This window comes from Dyella silvae (assembly GCF_026421305.1).
In the GTDB taxonomy this organism is placed as follows: Bacteria; Pseudomonadota; Gammaproteobacteria; order Xanthomonadales; family Rhodanobacteraceae; genus Dyella; species Dyella silvae.
The window spans coordinates 1-18912 of the sequence record NZ_JAPJBQ010000008.1; the positions used below are offsets into that span (position 1 = coordinate 1).

Sequence of the window (18912 nt, forward strand, 5' to 3'; positions counted from 1 at the left end):
GGAAGGCGCGCCATCGGGGTGGCCTTTCTCTTGGTTACTTCTCTTTGGCCACGCAAAGAGAAGTGACCCGCTGTCCGGCAGGACAGCGGAAGCCCGCCGCAGGCGAGCCAGGTCGCGGGAACGCTACGTTAGGGCGAAAGAGCAAAGTCACTGGATGACCAGCCTTCGGCTGTTGTGAAGCGCTTCCAGCCTTCGCTGGGATGACGGTGAGGGGAATAAACGTTACCGCGAGCACCCGCCCCTCACCCCAGCCCTCTCCCCGGAGGGGAGAGGGAGCCAGGAGCGGCGAGCGCGGCGCGATACGCGGAACATCCTTCGTTCGAACACACCACCATTGACCAAATAACACCGCCATCCCACGCCACCCATCCAGCCATAGGCAGTAAGGGATAGAGGCAGGAATAGCCTTCATGGTCTAGGGAAAAAAACCCTTGATCAGCCGACAATCCACTGCAATCCAAGCAGTTCCGACTCGCGGGCTTTCGCCCGGCAACGCCAGTCGAGAGCGGCGCGTTTCGAGCACCTAGGGGCTCTCATTCGGCAGGTTGTTCCGCACCACGCGGGGGAGGGTGTAAGCCATGCATGCCAGCACCGCCGCTCTCATCGAGATGGATTGGGAGAACTTCGACCCATGGCGCATCCAGCCGGTACGCCACACGATGGCCGATCACCCGCTCCTGCAGCCGGATCAGCTCATCGCCCTCGGCAAACGCTTCCAGGGCAGCAGCCACCTCTTCACCTTCAACAACAATGCCGGCGCCGACGCCAACTTTGATGATGTCGCGCGCCTGTATCCCAACCGGCGTTCTGTCACCGACACCGTGCAGGGCATCAATGACGCCAAGGCGTGGATGCTGCTTCGCCATGTGCAGGCCGACCCCACCTACCGTGCGCTGATCGATCGCGCGCTCGATCCGATCATGCCGCACATCGAACGCAAAGATCCCGGCATGTACTACCGCGCTGGGTGGATCTTCATTGCCTCCCCGCACACCATCACGCCGTTCCACATCGACCGCAACCACGGCATCTTGCTGCAGATCAACGGCACCAAGAAGGTGTACGTGTGGGATGCGGAAGATATCGACGTGTGCAGCGAGCTGGCACGCGACTGCTTCCATTCGCGCCATGAGCTGGACAAGGTCAAGTGGCACGAAGAGTTTCGCGAACGCGCACACGTGTTCGAAGTGGGTCCCGGCATGGGTGTGTACATGCCCATCACCAGCCCGCACATGGTGGAAACCGGCGACGAGCCATCCATCACCATCAGCCTCACCTACAGCACCAACGCCACGCGCAAGAACGCGATGGAACATGTCATGCACGACCTGATGCGACGCAAGGGCATCCAGCCGTCGGACATCGGTCAACACCCGCTGCTCGATCGGCTTAGCTACGTGGGCGCAGTGGCCATGATCGCCATGCGCGGTACCGGCAGCCACCCGCCAGCCTGTCCATCGCTGGCACACCGTACAGCCTACGCCGTGGCGGACTAAGCAACCGCCGCCGAGCCTGCCCCTGTGATCGAAGCGGATGTCGTGAATGCAATGAACGCACACAGCTCAACCACTGAAGACGTCGATTCGGCCGCCATCACGTTGTTTGATGTTTTGCCTCGCCAGCCGGGTGCCGCCGATAACGACTGGCGTCAGGCGTCGTTCGCTCTCGGCAATGTGCCGGCGAGCGCCCTGCCCTGCGCACCGGTCCAGCTGGTGTACGCGGCGCTGGCTCTGGTCGAATCGAAACTCACCGGTGCAAGCAGCGTCAACGCGCTCACGCGCGTGGCTGGTCAATCGCATCACACCCAGGTGGAAGTGCCGCGCTCCGCATCGCGTCGCGAATGGCTCGGCTATGTCGCTGGTGCCTTCAACGGAATGTCTGCTGCGTCGACGCATAACCCATGGTGCGCCATCGACAGTGACGCACTGCCAACGGGCGACGCCGATGCACACAGCTACTGGCAACTCGATGCAGACGCATCGAACGTGCGGGTGAGCTACCGTTCGCCGTTCGACGAGGCCAACGTCGCGGTGCTCGGGCGTTGTGTGCAGCTTGCGCTGAACGCGTTGCTTGCATCAGACACTGATCTTCTCGCAGACATCGGCCTGATCGACGCGGCACAACGCCAACAGTTGCTGCACGAGTGGAACGATACCGCCGTGCCGCGCCAGCCCGGCGATACCGTGCATGCGCTGTTCGCCACCGTGGCGCGTCGTTATCCCGAGCGTCTGGCTGTCGTTTCCGGCGACACCTCACTGCGCTATGACGAACTCAATGATCGCGCCGATCGCGTCGCCACTGGCCTGGCTGCCGCGGGGATCAAGCCGGGCGATACCGTGGGTTTGCTGCTTGAGCGCTCGCCGGACGCCATCATCGCGATCCTCGCCATCCTCAAAGCCGGCGCCGCCTATCTTCCGCTCGATGCAGGCCATCCTGAGGAACGGCTGGCGTTCACGCTCAATGATGCAAAGACCGCACTGGTGATCGCGTCGCCCGGCACTACACCGCCGGCGGGCGCCAACATGCCCTTTCAGCCACTCGATCGTCTGGAAGCACCGGTACCCAGGGCATCCTTTCCCGCACTGGACGGCGACGCCCTTGCCTATTTGATGTACACGTCCGGCTCGACCGGCACGCCCAAGGGCACGCAGATCATGCACCGCTCGATCATCCGCCTGGTGCGTGAGGTGGACTATGTGACGTTCGGCAATGCCCCGCGCGTACTGCATGCCGCGCCGCTGGGCTTCGATGCGTCAACGCTGGAAATCTGGGGCGCCTTGCTCAATGGCGGCACCTGCATCATCCACAACGAGCGCATTCCCACCGGTTGCGGCCTGGCGCGCACCATCCAGCGGCACGATGCGCGTATCGCATGGCTCACCGCCGCGCTGTTCAACGCCATCGTCGATGACGACGCCACCCGGCTGGAAGGCTTGCGCCAACTGCTGATCGGTGGCGAAGCCTTGTCCGTGGCGCATGTGCGCAAGGCCTACGCTGCCTTGCCCGATGTCACCATCATCAACGGCTATGGCCCCACGGAATGCACCACGTTCTCGGCCACGTACGCCATTCCGCGCACGCTGGACGAACACGCACACTCCGTTCCCATTGGCCATCCCATTCCAAACACCACCCTGCACGTGCTCAACGCCCAGGGTGAACACGTGCCCGTCGGCGTGGCAGGCGAGCTCTACATCGGCGGCGCCGGTCTCGCGCGCGGCTATCTCGGGCAACCGGCGCTCACCGCCGAACGTTTCGTGCCCGATCCCTTCAGTGCGCCCGGCGAACGCCTCTATCGCACCGGCGATCTGGTGCGCTGGCTGCCGGAAGGTGTGGTCGAGTTCATCGGCCGCACCGACCATCAGGTAAAGATTCGCGGCTTCCGCATCGAGCTCGGCGAAATCGAAGCGGCGTTGCAGCGCATCCCCGGCGTACGCGCCGGTGCGGTGCTGGCACGCGAAGACCATCCCGGCCAGAAGCGCCTCGTCGCTTACTACGTCAGCAGCAACGGAGACGTCACGGCACGCCAGCTGCGTGAACAGCTCGCGCGCGGCCTGCCCGAGTTCATGGTGCCGGCGATTTATCTGCGTCTGGACAGCCTGCCGGTCACACCCAACGGCAAGCTGGACCGGCGGGCGCTCCCCGCTCCCGACGGCCGCCGCCCAGAGCTGGCCAATCCTTACGCGTCGGCAGCCAATGCGCTGGAAGCGAAGCTCTGCACGCTGTTTGCCGATGCGCTCGGTCTGGATCAGGTGGGCCGCCACGACAACTTCTTCGAACTGGGCGGCCACTCACTGCTCGCCGTGCGCACGCTCGCCCGCATTCACGCCGAGCTGTCGCATACGCCAACCATCCCGGCGTTCTTCGGCAACCCGACGCCTGCCGCGCTGGCGGCATTGATCGAAGGCCACGATACGCACACGGCGCTGGCCGCGCGCATCGGGCGCGGCCGCGAAGGCGATCCGGGCGAAGCTATCGCCATTATCAGCATGGCCGGCCGCTTTCCCGGTGCCAGCGATGTGGAGTCTTTCTGGACTCATCTGTGCGAAGGCCGGGAATCGATCCGCTACTTCCAACCCAACGAACTCGACCCCGCGGTACCCGCCACGGATCGCGACGACCCCGCCTATGTCGCGGCCCGTGGCGTGATCGACGGCGTCGAGGATTTCGACGCGCCGTTTTTCGGCATGTCGCCGCGCGAAGCCGAGCTTACCGACCCGCAGCAGCGCGTTTTCCTCGAGCTGTGTTGGGAATGCATGGAACGCGCCGGCTATGTACCCGATACGCACAAGGCACCCGTCGGCGTGTTCGGCGGCATGCACAACGCCACCTATTTCCAGCGTCAGCTCAGCAGCCGCCCCGACCTGATCGACAAGCTCGGCGCGTTCCAGGTCATGCTGGCCAACGAGAAGGACTATCTCGCCACCCGCGTCGCGCACAAACTCAATCTCACCGGGCCGGCCATCAGCATGAACACGGCCTGCTCGACGTCGCTGGTGGCCATCTGTCAGGCCGTCGCCGCGTTACGTTCCGGGCAGTGCGATATGGCGCTGGCCGGCGGCTCGTCGATCACCTGCCCGCCCCGTAGCGGCTATCTCTCGCAGGAAGGGTCGATGCTGTCGCCCGACGGGCACACGCGCACGTTCGACGCGCAGGCTCAGGGCACCGTATTCAGCGATGGCGCGGCAGTCGTTCTGCTGAAGCGACTGTCGGATGCGCAACGCGATGGCGACGCCATCATCGCGCTCGTACGCGGTATCGCAGTCAACAACGATGGCGGCATCAAGGCCAGCTTTACCGCGCCGAGCAGCGCGGGCCAGGCGGCCGTCATTCGCATGGCGCTCGATGATGCGGGCGTCGACGCGCGTTCCATTTCCTACGTCGAAGCGCACGGCACCGCCACGCCGCTGGGCGATCCCATCGAAATTGAAGGACTGACCACAGCATTTCGCGAGTACACCGACGAACGCGGCTTCTGCGCCGTCGGCTCGGTGAAGAGCAACGTCGGCCACCTGGTGATGGCAGCCGGTGCCACCAGCGTGATCAAGACGGCGCTGTCTTTGCGCGAACGCTTGCTGCCGCCCAGCATCAATTTCCAGGCGACCAACCCCAAGATCGACTTTGCCAACTCGCCGTTCGTCGTCAATGACACGCTGCGCGAATGGCCCTCCGAGGCCGGTCCGCGCCGCGCCGGCGTCAGCTCGTTCGGCGTCGGTGGCACCAACGCGCATGTCATTCTGGAAGAACCTCCGGCCGTCCAACCCTCCGACGCCACGAGCGGGCCCCGGCTTTTGTTGCTCTCCGCACGCTCTGCAGATGCGGCGAGCCAGGCGGCCGCGCGTCTCGCCGATCACCTCACCGCGCGACCCGACGAGAACCTCGCCGACGTCGCCTACACCCTGTACCAGGGCCGCAAGGGTTTTGCTCAACGCTTGCACGTGGTGGCGAACAGTACCGATGAGGCAGTCGCCCGCCTGCGCGAACTGACATCCTCGAACGCACGCGCCGCCACCAGCCCCGCACCGGACGTGGTGTTCCTGTTCCCCGGCCAGGGCTCTCAATATGCCGGCATGGGCCGCGCGCTGTATGCCGCCGAACCCGTGTTCTGCGCCGCCATCGATGAGTGCGCGCAGCTATTCCATGCCGAGCTCGGCTTCGATCTGCGCGAACGCCTGTTCGCCGACGATGCCGATGCGCTGCGCGAAACCTCGCTGACGCAGCCTGCGACCTTCGCCATCGAATACGCGCTGGCGAAACTCTGGATCTCGGTCGGCGTACACCCGATAGCCATGATCGGCCACAGCGTCGGCGAGTTCGTCGCAGCCGTGCTTGCCGGCGTGATGAGCCTTGCCGATGGCGCGCGGCTGGTGGCACGACGTGGCCGCCTGATGCAGGCCATGCCAGCCGGTTCCATGTTGTCGGTGCGCATGGATGCCGCCCAGCTCATCGCTCGCCTGCCGCCAACGCTTCAATTGGCCGCCGAAAATTCTCCGCAGGCCAGTGTCGCCAGCGGCCCAACGGCAGAGGTCGAAGCGTTCAAAGCGACCCTCGACAACGAAGGCATCGCCTGTCGTCTGCTGCAGACCTCCCACGCGTTCCACTCCGCAATGATGGATCCGGCGCTTCCGCCATTCCGTCAGGAAGTGGAAAGCGTCGCCTTGTCCGCACCGGCCATTCCCATCATTTCAACGCTGACTGGCGCACCGCTCAGCGACGACGAAGCACGCTCCGTCGATTACTGGACCAGCCATCTGCGCGGCACCGTGCGTTTCTCCAGTGCATTCGCCTCGCAACTCGAACACACCACGGCCCTGTTTGTGGAACTGGGGCCACGCACTGCGCTCACCACGCTCGCACGGCAACATCCGCAAAGCCGGGGACGCACCATCGTGCCGTCGCTGGCCGATACGCCCGACAACGAGCACACCGCCTGGCTAAACGCCGTAGGCACGCTCTGGTGCTCCGGTGCATCGCTTGGCCTGTGCGTGCTCGATCGCCGCCAGCGCCGTCATCGCGTGCGCTTGCCCACCTATCCGTTTGAACGCAAGCGCCACTGGATCGACGCCGCGCCGCTGGGCGCCGCCGCACCCGTGGCAGCGCCGGCTGTTGCGGCGCCCACCAACGTCGTTCCTCTGTTCAACCCAACGTCTGCACCACTTGCGGAGAGTCCCATGGATGCTGTTCTCCCCGATGCGAAGGCTGGTTCTGCGCGTGTCACCCGGCTGATGAACCAGCTCACCGAGCTGTTTGAAGACGTGGCCGGCACCGAGCTGCAAGGTGTGGATCCCACGGCCGGCTTCGTCGAACTCGGTCTGGATTCGCTGGCGCTGACCCAGGTGGCGCTGCAATTGCAGAAAACCTTCGCGCTGAAGATCACCTTCCGCGAACTGATGGAGTCGTTCTCCACATTCGAGCGTCTCGCCATGCACATCGATCAAATGTTGCCACCCGATACCGCCGCACCGGCCGCGCCCGCCGCCAGTGCGACCGCTCCCGCGCCGACCGTTGCCGCCGTTGCCATGCCCGCCATCCACGCCGGCGCGACCGGCAATGTGATGCAAGACGTGATCCAGCAGCAGATGCTGATCATGCAGCAGCAGCTGGCTTTGCTGGCCGCCGCGACTCAGGGCGTGGCGCCGGTGGCCGCACAGGCAGCGCCGCCACCGGCAGCCCCGGTCGCCGCACCGGCGCAAGCGGCCAGCGCCCAGGCACCGGCACCGGACGAGGAAGCCACGCTCGCCCACACCACTTACGACGTCAAGAAAGCCTTCGGCGCCATCGCGCGTATTCACTCCACCCAGACGGACCTCACCGAGCGCCAGCGTGCTCGCCTCGACGCCTTCATGCGCCGCTACATCGACCGCACACGCGCATCCAAGGAATACACGCAACGCCACCGCAATCACCTCGCTGATCCGCGCGTGGTCAACGGCTTCCGTCCGCTGCTCAAGGAAATGATCTACCAGATCGTCATCAACCGCTCCAAGGGTTCCAAGGTGTGGGATCTGGACGGTAACGAGTACGTCGACGCGCTCAACGGCTTTGGCATGAACCTGTTCGGCTGGCAGCCGGATTTCGTGCTCGACGCCGTACGCCGTCAGCTGGACTCCGGCTACGAAATCGGCCCGCAGCATCCGCTGGCCGGTGAAGTCGCCGAACAGATCTGCGAGCTCACCGGCTTCGACCGCGCCGCGCTGTGCAACACGGGCTCCGAGGCGGTGATGGGCACCATCCGCATCGCACGCACCGTCACCGGCCGCGACACGCTGGTGATCTTTACCGGTTCGTATCACGGCATCTTCGATGAAGTGATCGTGCGTGGCACCAAGAAGCTGCGCTCCGTGCCGGCCGCGCCGGGCATTCTGCGCAACACCTCTGAAAACGTGCTGGTGCTCGACTACGGCACGCCGGAGTCGTTGCAGATCATCCGCGAGCGGGCCTCGAGCATCGCCGCCGTGCTGGTGGAGCCGGTGCAGAGCCGTCGCCCGGATTTCCAGCCGCGCGATTTCCTGAAGGAACTGCGCGCCATCACCGCCGACGCCGGCGCATTGCTGATCTTCGACGAAGTCGTCACCGGATTCCGCTCGCATCCGCGCGGTGCGCAGGCGGTGCTTGGCATCGATGCGGATCTCGCTTCCTACGGCAAGGTGGTGGGCGGCGGCTTCCCCATTGGTGTCATCGCCGGCAAGCGCCGCTTCATGGACGCGCTGGATGGCGGCAGCTGGCAGTACGGCGACGCGTCGATTCCGACCGTGGGTGTGACCTACTTCGCCGGCACCTTCGTGCGCCATCCGCTGGCGCTGGCCGCCGCGCATGCGGTGCTCGATCACCTCAAGGCCAACGGCGCGGCCCTGCAGGAGCGCCTCAACGCGCGCACCGCGCTACTGATGGATGAACTCAACGCCTTCTGCGCGAGCGTGGGTGCCCCGGTCCAGCTGGTGCATTTCGCGTCAGTGTGGAAGACCAGTTTCACCGAAGACCACCCGCTGCAGGACCTGCTGTTCGCCATGATGCGCAGCCGCGGCATCCATGTGCTGGACAACTTCCCCTGCTTCTTCACCACCTCGCACAGCGAGCAGGACTTCGTGGCCATCGCCAAGGCCTTCAAGGAGTCGGTGCTGGAAATGCAGGAAGCCGAATTCCTGCCGCGCAAGAAGAATGTGGAAACGCTGGCGTTTGACGCCAACCGCCCGCCGGTGACGGGTGCCCGTCTTGGCAAGGATCAGGACGGCAGCCCCGCGTGGTTCGTTCCGAACCCGGACGTCCCCGGCAAGTACATGAGGGTGAACGCATGAGCCCCAATGACACCACGCCGCTGTCAGCCGCCCCGGTGGCCGTGGATTACGACCCGTTTGCCGGTTCCGCACTTGAGCGCGTGGTGCCACCCACGGCACCCCAGCGCGAAGTGTGGCTGGCCTCGACGCTCGAACCTGCCGCGTCGCTGGCCTATAACGAATCGATCTCGCTGCGCCTGCGCGGCGAGTTGAACGTGTCGGCGCTGCAGACGGCGCTGCAGCAGTTGATGGACCGCCACGAAGCACTGCGCGCGACCTTCAGCAACGATGGCGACGAGCTCTATATCGCCGCACAACAGGACCTGCCCTGCCCCGTGCGCGACCTGTCCTGGCAGGGCGCGGACGAGCGCGAGGCCGAGATCGCCCTCACCCTGCAGCACGCGGTGACCACGCCCTTCGACCTGGAGAACGGCCCACTGGTCCGCGCCGAGCTGCTCCAGCTGGTTCCGCAGGATCATCTGCTGGTGTTCACGGCCCATCACATCGTGTGTGATGGCTGGTCGTTTGGCGTCATCGTGCGCGACCTTGCGGCGCTCTACGCACAGGCCATCGGTGCCGGTACCGAGCCCGCACCGGCCGACACCTTCGCCGACTACGCGCTGGCCGAAGCCGCGCATGAGCAAAGCGAAGAAGGCCGCAGCGCCGAGGCTTATTGGCTCAAGCGCTTTGCCGACGCCACGCCATCACTCGATCTCCCCACCGACCACCCGCGCCCACGCCAGCGCAGCTTCAGCTCGCTCCGCGAAGACCTGATGCTCGATGCGTCGCTGATTGCAGATGTCAAACGCATGGGCGCACAGCGCAACGCCAGCCTGTATGCCACCCTGCTGAGCGCGTTCGGCCTGTTGTTGCAGCGTCTGAGTGGGCAGGACGATGTGGTGATCGGCATTCCTTCCGCCGGCCAGGCCACCGGCGGCCACGACACGCTGGTAGGTCACTGCGTCAACGTGCTGCCGCTGCGCATCGCCATCGATCCGGCCACACCGTTCGCTACCAGTCTGCTGCAGGTGCGCAGCGATCTGCTCGATGCGTTCGACCATCAGCAGTACACGCTGGGCAGCTTGCTGGCGCATCTGGCCTTGCCGCGCGACCCGAGCCGGTTGCCGCTGGTCGGTGTGCTGTTCAACCTGGATCAGGCGCTGGACGAACGCAGCGTGACCTTCCCCGGGCTGTCGTTCGAATTCGCCGGGAATCCGCGCGCCTTCGAGAACTTCGAGCTGTTCGTCAATGCCGTGCAGGTCAACGGCGGCGTGCGGCTGGAGTGCCAGTACAACGCCGATTTGTTCGATGCCGTCACCATCCGTGCCTGGCTGGATGCGTATGCCACCCTGTTGCGCCACGCCACGCTCACGCCTGAAGCGGCCAGTGGCGCGCTGGCGCTGGTCTCCGATGCGGCGAGCGTCGCCCTGCAAGCCATGCAGCCGGCGCGCACGCCGTATCCTGCGCAGCAGCTCGCCCACGAATATTTTGAAGCGCAGGTGGATCGCGCACCGTCGCGCAGTGCCGTTGCTGCCGGCAGCGATCTGTTGACCTACGCGCAACTCGAAGCGCGTGCCAATCGCATCGCCCACGTGCTGCGTGCACGCGGCATCGGCGGCGGTAGTCTGGTCGGCCTGTCGCTGTCGCGCAGTCCCAACATGGTTGCTGCGCTACTCGCCGTGCTGAAGTCGGGCGCGGGCTATGTGCCGCTCGATCCGAGCTTCCCGCCGGACCGCCTGTCGTTCATGGCGGAAGACGCCGCACTGGCCGCATTGATCGTCGATGACGCCGCCTCCGCCGCCTTCTCGTTCCCCGAATCGCAGGTGCTGTCACTGACGCGCGACGCCGCCCTCATCGAAACGGCCAGCGCGGAGCGATTGCCACGCGACGACCAGGCAGCCACGCCGGAATCGGTGGCCTACCTCATCTACACCTCGGGCTCCACCGGCAAACCCAAGGGCGTGCGCGTACCGCATCGCGCCACCGCCAATTTCATCAGCAGCATGCAACAGGCGCCGGGCATCAGCGAAGACGATCGTCTCGTCGCCGTCACCACGCTTTCCTTCGATATCGCCTTCCTGGAACTGATGCTGCCACTCAGCGTCGGCGCTGCCATCGTGCTGGCGAGCTATGACGACGTGCGCGACGGCACAGCGCTTCGCCGGCTGGTGGAAGAAAGCGGCGCGACCTTCATGCAGGCGACTCCGGCAGGCTGGCGCATCCTGCTGGAATCCGGCTGGGCGGGCCGCGACGGTTTCAAGGCACTGGCCGGCGGCGAACCGCTGCCGCTGGATCTGGCCGAGCTGCTGCTGGAACGCTGCGCCGAACTATGGAATGTCTACGGCCCCACCGAAACCACCGTGTGGTCCACGCTGTGGCGCGTGCACGACCCGCGCGCTGGCATCTTCATTGGCCAGCCGATCGCCAACACCACCGTCTACATCCTCGACGGACACGGCTCGCTCTGCCCGCTGGGCATGCCCGGTGAAATGTATATCGGTGGCGACGGCGTCACCCTGGGCTATCTCAACCGCCCCGAACTGAATACCGAGCGCTTCTTGCCCGATCCGTTCGCCACGACCGCCGGCGCGCGCATGTATCGCACGGGCGACCGTGGACGCTGGCTCGCCAACGGGCAGCTCGAACATCGCGGCCGCCTGGATTTTCAGGTGAAGATCCGCGGCTATCGCATCGAACTCGGCGAAATCGAAACGGCGCTTGCCGACCTGCCGGAAGTGGCGCGTGCCGTCGTGGTCGCCCGCGAGGATCGCCCCGGCGACGTGCGGCTGGTCGCCTACGTGGTGCCCAACGAAGGCGCCGCCATCGAAGAAACCGACCTGTGTCCGCGGCTGCGCCAGCGCCTGCCGGACTACATGGTGCCGCAGCACATGATGGCGCTAGCAGCCATTCCGTTGCTGCCCAACGGCAAGATCGACCGCAAGTCGCTGCCCGCACCGCCGGTGCAAACCGTGGCCGCCAACCGCGAACGCCAGGCACCGCAGACCGATACCGAGCAGCGCGTTGCCGCCGCCATGGAGTTGGTGCTGGCATTGCCCGGGCTCGACGTGCGCGACAACTTCTTCGCACTGGGCGGCCACTCGCTATTGGCAGCCCAGCTCACCTCACGACTCAATCGCGAGTTTGAGATCACGCTTTCGTTCCGCACGCTGTTCGACGCACCCACCATCGCCAGCCTCGCCGCGACCATCGACCAGCTCAAGGCCAGCGGCACGGCCACCGCGGCACCTGCCATCGTGCGCCGCAACGATCAGCAACGCGCACCGCTGTCATTGATGCAGCGCCGCCTGTGGGCACTGGAAGAACTGCAACCCGGCCGCGTCACCTACAACGCGCCATCCGCCCATCGCCTGCGCGGCAAACTCAACGAAGCGGCGTTCGATCAGGCCATGCAGGAAATGATGCGCCGCCAGCCGATCCTGCGCACGGCGTTCCGGCGCAACGGCGATGATGTCGAACAAGTGGTGGAAGACCTCACGCTGACGCTGTTCCCGGCGGAAGATCTTTCCTCGCTGCCGGAAAGCGATCGCGAAGCGGTGCTGATGGAGCGCCTGCAAACGCTCACCGATACGCCGTTCGAGCTCACCCGCGCACCGCTGTTCAGCGCCCGCATGTTCAAGCTGGCCGACGACGAGCATGTGTTCTTCTTCATGCCGCACCACATCATCTGGGATGGCTGGTCGTTCGACATCCTGTATACCGAACTCTCGCAACTCTACAAAGCGTTTGCCGAAGGCCACCCCTCGCCGCTGCCTGAGCTGCCTGTGAGTTACGGCGACTTTGCTACCTGGCATGCCACCTGGCTGGAGAGCGAGCCCTTCAAGGCGCAGCTCGGCTATTGGCAGAACCGTCTGGGCAAAGCGGAAGAAACGCGCGCGTTGCCCACCGACCATCCGCGCCGCCCCGGCATGTCCGGCGTTGGCCGCACCGAATGGATCCGCGTACCGAAAGACGCCACCGACGCCATGCACGAGGTCGCACGCAAGGCCGACGCCACGCTCAACATGGCCTTGCTCGCGCTGTACTACGTGCTGCTGAGCGGCATGACTGGCGAGCGCCATCTGGTGGTCGGCACGCCGGTACGTGCACGCAACCAGACCGAAGTCGAAGCCGTGATGGGTTACTTCAACAACCTGTTGCCGTTGCACATCACTGTCGATCCGTCGCAGCGCTTCATCGACTTCGTGCGCCAGGTGAAGGACGCTGCCATCGAGAGCTTCGGCCACCCGGATGTGCCGCTGGAGTACCTGCAGCGCGAGCTGCGCAGCGGTCACGGCAACGGTGCCGTGCTCTATCAGGCGCTGTTCTCGTTCCAGGACGCGCGCCAGCGCATCGTCGACTGGGGCGGTCTGCATCACGAGCAGATCCTGCTGTTCCAGAGCGGCGCCACCGAAGACCTCGGCCTGTGGTTCCTGGAAAACACCAAGGGCCTGCTGGGCGGCGTCACCTACAACGCGGACATCCTGCAGGCCGCCACGGCCCGCTTGCAGCGCGATCGCTACCTCACCCTGATGGCACGGGTCAGCGCGGATCCGCTGCAGACCATCGACGCACTGGTCGCCGCCAATGACGACGAGTTGGCACAGCTGGCGCAATGGAACGCCTCCGCCAGCCCCGCCGAATCAACCTTCGCCGATGTCGTCACGCAATTCGAAACACAGGCCGATAGCCATCCGCAGCAACCGGCTCTCGCCGTCGGCAACTGGAATACGTCGTACGCGGAGCTGGAGACGCGCAGCAACCGCATCGCCGCCTGCCTGCGTGCGCGTGGCGTAAGCACCGGAACCGCCGTGGGCCTGTGCGCCCCGGCGGGCGTAGGCCGACTGGCCGCATTGCTGGGCACGCTCAAGTCGGGTGGCACGCTCGTGTTGCTCGATCCCGAAGATCCGCCGGCACGGTTGCGCCATATCATCGACGACGCCGATGTATCGGTGCTGGTAGGCAACTCGGAGCTCGACAACGCGCTGAGCTGGACGAAGGGCAAGACCCTCTGGCTGGATACGGATACCAGCGAGATCATCGCCGCCTCCGCTGAGCGCTCGCCCGATCGTCGTATCTCGCCCGATGATCTCGCTTTCGCCGTGTACGTGCCGGGCGAGCTTGGACAAGCACGCGGCACCGCCGTAACGCATCGCACGCTTGCCCTGCTGATTCAGGGTTTGCGCACCGCGCTGGATACGTCGGAAGCCGACCGCGTGCTGGGAACCGCGCCTACCACCACCGGCCTTTCCGTCATCGAACGCCTCCTGCCGTTGTGCAACGGTGCGAAGTTCGTACTTGGCAATCATCAGGCCGATGGCGAATCGCTGGCCGGACTGATGCAGGCCAGCGACGCCAACGTCGTGTTCGCATCCCCCGCGCTGTGGCAATCGCTGCTCGCCACCGGTTGGCAAGGTCAACCGCAGCTCAAGGCCGTGTGCACCGTCAGCGCGCCACCACCGGCCCTGGCTGCGGAACTGGCCAAACGCACCGCCGGCGTGTGGAGCCTGCACGGCGCGGACGACAGCGCCATCATCGCCACCATCGGCAAGATCGATCGCCCGGAAGATGGCGTGCACAGCGGTCATGCGCTCGCCGGCACCATCGCCTGGATACTGGATGCGCAGCAGCGCCCCAGCCCCGTCGGCGCCATCGGCGAGTTGCATCTTGCTGGTGCCACGCTGAGCACGCCGTTCGGCAAGCGCGCGACAGCGCTGCGCACCATCAGCCTGCCCAACACACCAACACTCGTTTCCACCGGCATCCGCGCCCGCCGTCTCGCCGACGGTCAGTTGCAGGCGCTCGGCCGTTTCGATCGGCGTCTGCGGATACTTGGCCATGACGTCGACCCCACGGCCGCGGAAACCCTGCTGCGTGCACAGCCCAGCGTGGCACAGGCGGTTGCCGTGGCACGCACGCATGCCGATGGCGAAAACCAGGTAGATGCCTACGTCGTCGCCGCACCCGGCCATGCGCCCGATCGCGAACAGCTGCGCACGTTGCTCAGCAACGCGCTTTCCGCCAACGAGGTACCGCGGCATCTGGTGCTGCTCGACCGGCTGCCGCTGCTCCCCGACGGCAGCGTAGATACGGCGGCCCTGCCCCTGCCCGGTGCTCACACCGACGATCTGTCGGAACTGGCCGTGCAGCCCAAGACACCGGGCGAGCAACTCTTGGCCGACATATGGCGCGATCTGTTGCACATCACCCAGGTACGCACCAGCGACAACTTCTTCGATATCGGCGGGCACTCGCTGCTTGCCGTCGAGATGGCGGCGCGAGTGCAGCGTGACACGGGCGCGCGACTGAACTTGCTCGACATCGCCAACGGCACGCTGGCCACGCTGGCGGCGGAGCTGCCGGATACCCCGCAGGCGCCGGCAGAGAAGCCAGCACCACTCGGACAAAGGTTACGGAAACTGTTTGGAAAACGCTGATTCTTCGAGTTGAGGGTTTGTTTGTGCCTAAACACGATGTCCCTAAAGCGTCAATGCCACCTCACCGTCATCCCTGCGAAAGCAGGGATCCAGCGCCTTTAGTCGTTACGTAAAACCAAAAGACACTGGATCCCTGCCTACGCAGGGATGACGGTGAGGGAACAGGGAAGCAAGGCGGCAATCGTGAAAGGGTTCACAGGGGGAATTGGAGATGATCGGAATGGCCTACGCCGTGTTCATCGCCTGCTGGCTGCTGCTGGTCTATGTCTTTGTGGGTTATCCCGCCTGGATCTGGCTGCAGGCACGCTTTGCGCCGAAACCGGTAAACAAGCAAACCATCACACCCACCGTATCGGTCATCATCGCCGTGCGCGATGGCGCGCGCTGCATCCAGACCAAGCTGTCCAATCTGGGTACGCTCAATTACCCGCGTGACCTGATCGAAATCATCGTGGTCTGCGACGGCTGCAGCGATGCCACCGCCAGCCTCGCGCGTCACTTCGGCGACCCGCGTGTGCGCGTGCTGGATTACAAAGATCGCCGCGGCAAGGCCGCCTGCCTCAACGACGCCATCGCCGTCGCCAAGGGCGAGGTATTGCTGCTCACCGACGTGCGCCAGAAGCTTGCACCCGTAGCGCTGCGCGAACTGGTCGCCAACCTGGCCGACCCCACCATCGGTGCGGTCGGCGGCGAGCTGCTGCTGGCCGATGCAGAAACCGGCTTTGCGCACAGCGTGGATGCCTACTGGCGTTACGAGAAAATGATCCGTTACGCCGAGAGCCAGTCTGGCTCCACCATCGGCGTCAGCGGCGCCATCTACGTCATGCGCCGCGAACTGTACAAACCGCTGCCCGAAGGCACGGTGCTCGACGACGTGCTGGTGCCCATGCGCGTGATCGCGGCCGGCAAGCGCGTGATCTTCGAACCGCGCGCGCTCGCGTGGGATCGCGTCACCCAGCTGCCCGCCGAAGAACGCGTGCGCAAGATCCGCACGCTCGCCGGCAACTGCCAGCTGGTGCAGATCGCGCCATGGCTTCTGGAGCCCTGGCGCAACCCGGCATGGTTCCGTTTTGTCAGCCACAAATTGCTTCGTCTGGTCGCGCCTTGGCTGCTGTTGCTGCTAGCCATGACCTCTACCTATCTCACCACCTATCACCTCGCCTGCACCGTCACCTTCGTGCTGTTGCTGCTGGGTGGCGCGCTGGTGCTGGCTGGCCGGATGTTGCCGGTGTTCGCGCACTGGCTCCCGGTGAAGCTGGCTGTGGCTTTCTTCTATCTCAATCTGTTCGCGGCGCAGGCACTGGTCACCTTCGCCCGCAATCGTGGCCTGAATTTATGGTGACTTCCATGCCAGACAGCGGCACGAAGGTGGGTCTGCGAGGGCAGCTTGGCGAGCTGTGCTACAGCAGCGGCCTGCTGCATTCGCTGCAAAAGATGCGCTCGTGGTGGCGCAAGGATCTGCGCGTGCTCGCCTATCACCGCGTGATGCCGCTGCCTGATCCGGCCACCTACGATTTTGATCTCGAACTGATCAGCGCCACGCCCGAAGGCTTCCGCGAACAGATGCAGCACCTGAAGGCGCGCTATCACCCCATGCGCCTCAGCGACGTCGCCGCCACGCTCAATGCAGGCAAGGAACTTCCTGCCGATGCCGTGGTGGTGACCTTCGACGACGGCTACGACGACAACTACCACGTTGCCTATCCGATTCTTCGCGAACTCGGCGTACCTGCCACGTTCTTCGTGTCCACCGGCCATATCGACAGCGGCCGGCCCTACGCCTACGACTGGCTCGTGCACCTGATTCTGCTCAGCCCTGCCGAACGCCTGCAACTGCCAGAGCTGGGCATCGACCTGCCGATGCCGTCAGACCGCTATGAACGCCGCGCGATGGCCGCCATGGTGCTCGACCACATGAAGGAATTGGACGCGCTGACGCAAACCGCACTGACGCGGCGGCTGGCTGTCGCATGGAACATGCCCGGCGAAGTGGCGCCACCCGAATGCCGTCCCATGACCTGGGACCAGGTGCGCGAGATGCACGCCGATGGTTTCGAGTTTGGCTCGCATGGCGTGCATCACCGCATGCTCTCCAAACTTCCGCCGGCCGAGCTGGCGTTTGAGATCTGCCAGTCACGCGACACCTTGTTGCGCGAAGTGGGCGACGCTCCGCTGCACATGTCCTATCCGGTGGGCGGCGAGCGTGCCTATGACGAGCGCGTGATGGATATGACGCGCGACGCCGGCTACGAGCTGGCCTGCAACTACATTCCCGGCACCAATCCGCAACCCGCGTCGAACCGCTACGCGCTCTACCGGCTTGCCGTGGAGCGCAACATGGGCACGGGCTGGTTCGCCGCCATGCTGACCTTGCCCAGGCTGATGAGCTATCCGCCATCCAGCCGTCCCACCATTCAGGGGGGACCGGCATGTTCCCACTGATCCTGCTCTATCTCGTGCTCACCATCGTGCGTCCACAGGATTACGTGGCCGCGCTGGTCGGCGTGCCCGTGCTGCCGGTGGTGCTGATTCTGGCTTTTCTCAGCTGGCTTGGCTCACGCGCACGCACCTTCGCCGCGCCGCAGTTCGCTCTGCTGCCTGCGTTTCTGTTCGTGCTGATGATCTCGCAGGCCACCAACGGCTGGGTGGGCGGCATGCTCGATCAGCTCGGCAAATTCGGTCCCGCGGTAATCGCTTTCTTCATTCTCGCGGCCGCCTGCACCAGCCGCGAGCACGTCATCACCACCATGAAGGTGATCGTGGTCTGCTCGTTCGTGCTGGCCTTGCACGGCGTGGGACAAGCACAAACCGGCGTCGGCTGGACCGGCATACCCGTGGGCGAAGACGGCCGTATCCAGTACGTAGGCATCTTCAACGACCCCAACGACCTCGGCCTGCTGTTTGTCGCCGCCTTGCCGATGGCCGTCTATCTCAGCCGCCGCGCGGGCATCTTCGGCCGCATGTTCTGGCTGGGCGGTGCTGCGCTGCTGCTCTACGGTATCCGTCTCACCAACTCTCGCGGCGCGTTGCTCGCCGTGCTGGTGGTGGCAGGCGCCTATGTCTGGTATCGCCGCGGCCTGTTCACCGCCAGCGTACTCGGCGTGGTCGGCCTGGCCTGTCTGAAAGTGCTGTCCTCGCGCATGCAGGAACTCGACGCAGGCGAGGAGTCTGCCAACGGCCGCGTGGATGCCTGGTACTCGGGCCTGCACATGTTCATGTCGCACCCGCTCTTCGGCGTTGGCGCAGGCAACTTCACCGAATACAACGAACTCACCGCGCACAACTCCTTTGTGCTGGTGCTGGCTGAGGCCGGCTTCATTGGCTACGTGCTGTGGTTGGCTTTTGTCGGCTACAGCTTCTGGATGATGGCCGCCGCGCTCCGCTACAAGCCCGCGGCCGACAACACCGAGGCGATGGATGCCTGGCGATTGGAACGCCCGCTCGCGCTCACCCTGCTGTTGTCGCTGTGCGGCATGTTCACCACGGCGTTCTTCCTCAGCCGCAGCTACATGATCGTGCTCTATCTGATTCTGGCTGTGGTCACCGGGTACTACATCGGTGCACGGCAGCGCCTGCCCGGGTTGCGTTTGTTCACGCTTCACGATGGCGGCTGGCGCTGGGTACCCGCGGCCATGGGCAGCATCGCCGGGCTTTTTGTATTGGTGGCCGTTCTGTTGCGAACGGCGGGGTGAAACAGGAGGACC

General features: G+C 65.0%; 6 protein-coding genes. All 6 read left to right on the top strand.

The annotated features are described in order from the left end of the window. Positions 1-578 precede the first annotated feature (578 nt). The 6 genes from OQE56_RS16750 (at position 579) to OQE56_RS16775 (ending at position 18900) form a co-directional block, all read left to right on the top strand. Positions 579-1496, top strand: a complete 918-nt coding sequence (locus tag OQE56_RS16750; protein WP_267225799.1) for a cupin-like domain-containing protein — start codon at positions 579-581, stop codon at positions 1494-1496. Between the two features lie 51 nt (positions 1497-1547). Further along, complete coding sequence (locus tag OQE56_RS16755; protein WP_267225800.1) at positions 1548-8795, top strand: hybrid non-ribosomal peptide synthetase/type I polyketide synthase; 7248 nt, start codon at positions 1548-1550, stop codon at positions 8793-8795. Further along, positions 8792-15208 carry a non-ribosomal peptide synthetase gene (locus OQE56_RS16760; RefSeq protein WP_267225801.1) on the top strand — a complete coding sequence of 2139 codons (6417 nt, stop codon included), beginning with the start codon at positions 8792-8794 and terminating at the stop codon, positions 15206-15208. Before OQE56_RS16755 ends, OQE56_RS16760 begins: the two co-directional genes overlap by 4 nt. A 211-nt stretch (positions 15209-15419) precedes the next feature. Continuing rightward, positions 15420-16550, top strand: coding sequence for a glycosyltransferase family 2 protein (locus OQE56_RS16765; RefSeq protein WP_267225802.1), 1131 nt, complete (start codon positions 15420-15422; stop codon positions 16548-16550). Between the two features lie 5 nt (positions 16551-16555). Then, positions 16556-17650, top strand: coding sequence for a polysaccharide deacetylase family protein (locus OQE56_RS16770; RefSeq protein ID WP_267225803.1), 1095 nt, complete (start codon positions 16556-16558; stop codon positions 17648-17650). Next, positions 17638-18900, top strand: a complete 1263-nt coding sequence (locus tag OQE56_RS16775) for an O-antigen ligase family protein (protein ID WP_267225804.1) — start codon at positions 17638-17640, stop codon at positions 18898-18900. Before OQE56_RS16770 ends, OQE56_RS16775 begins: the two co-directional genes overlap by 13 nt. Positions 18901-18912 lie beyond the last annotated feature (12 nt).

What these genes read in the sequence shown, in the direction of transcription:
- OQE56_RS16765 (WP_267225802.1), top strand. Translation starts at nt 15,420, where the DNA reads ATGATCGGAATGGCCTACGCCGTGTTCATCGCCTGCTGGCTGCTGCTG.
- OQE56_RS16760 (WP_267225801.1), top strand. Translation starts at nt 8,792, where the DNA reads ATGAGCCCCAATGACACCACGCCGCTGTCAGCCGCCCCGGTGGCCGTG.
- OQE56_RS16775 (WP_267225804.1), top strand. Translation starts at nt 17,638, where the DNA reads ATGTTCCCACTGATCCTGCTCTATCTCGTGCTCACCATCGTGCGTCCA.
- OQE56_RS16755 (WP_267225800.1), top strand. Translation starts at nt 1,548, where the DNA reads ATGAACGCACACAGCTCAACCACTGAAGACGTCGATTCGGCCGCCATC.
- OQE56_RS16750 (WP_267225799.1), top strand. Translation starts at nt 579, where the DNA reads ATGCATGCCAGCACCGCCGCTCTCATCGAGATGGATTGGGAGAACTTC.
- OQE56_RS16770 (WP_267225803.1), top strand. Translation starts at nt 16,556, where the DNA reads ATGCCAGACAGCGGCACGAAGGTGGGTCTGCGAGGGCAGCTTGGCGAG.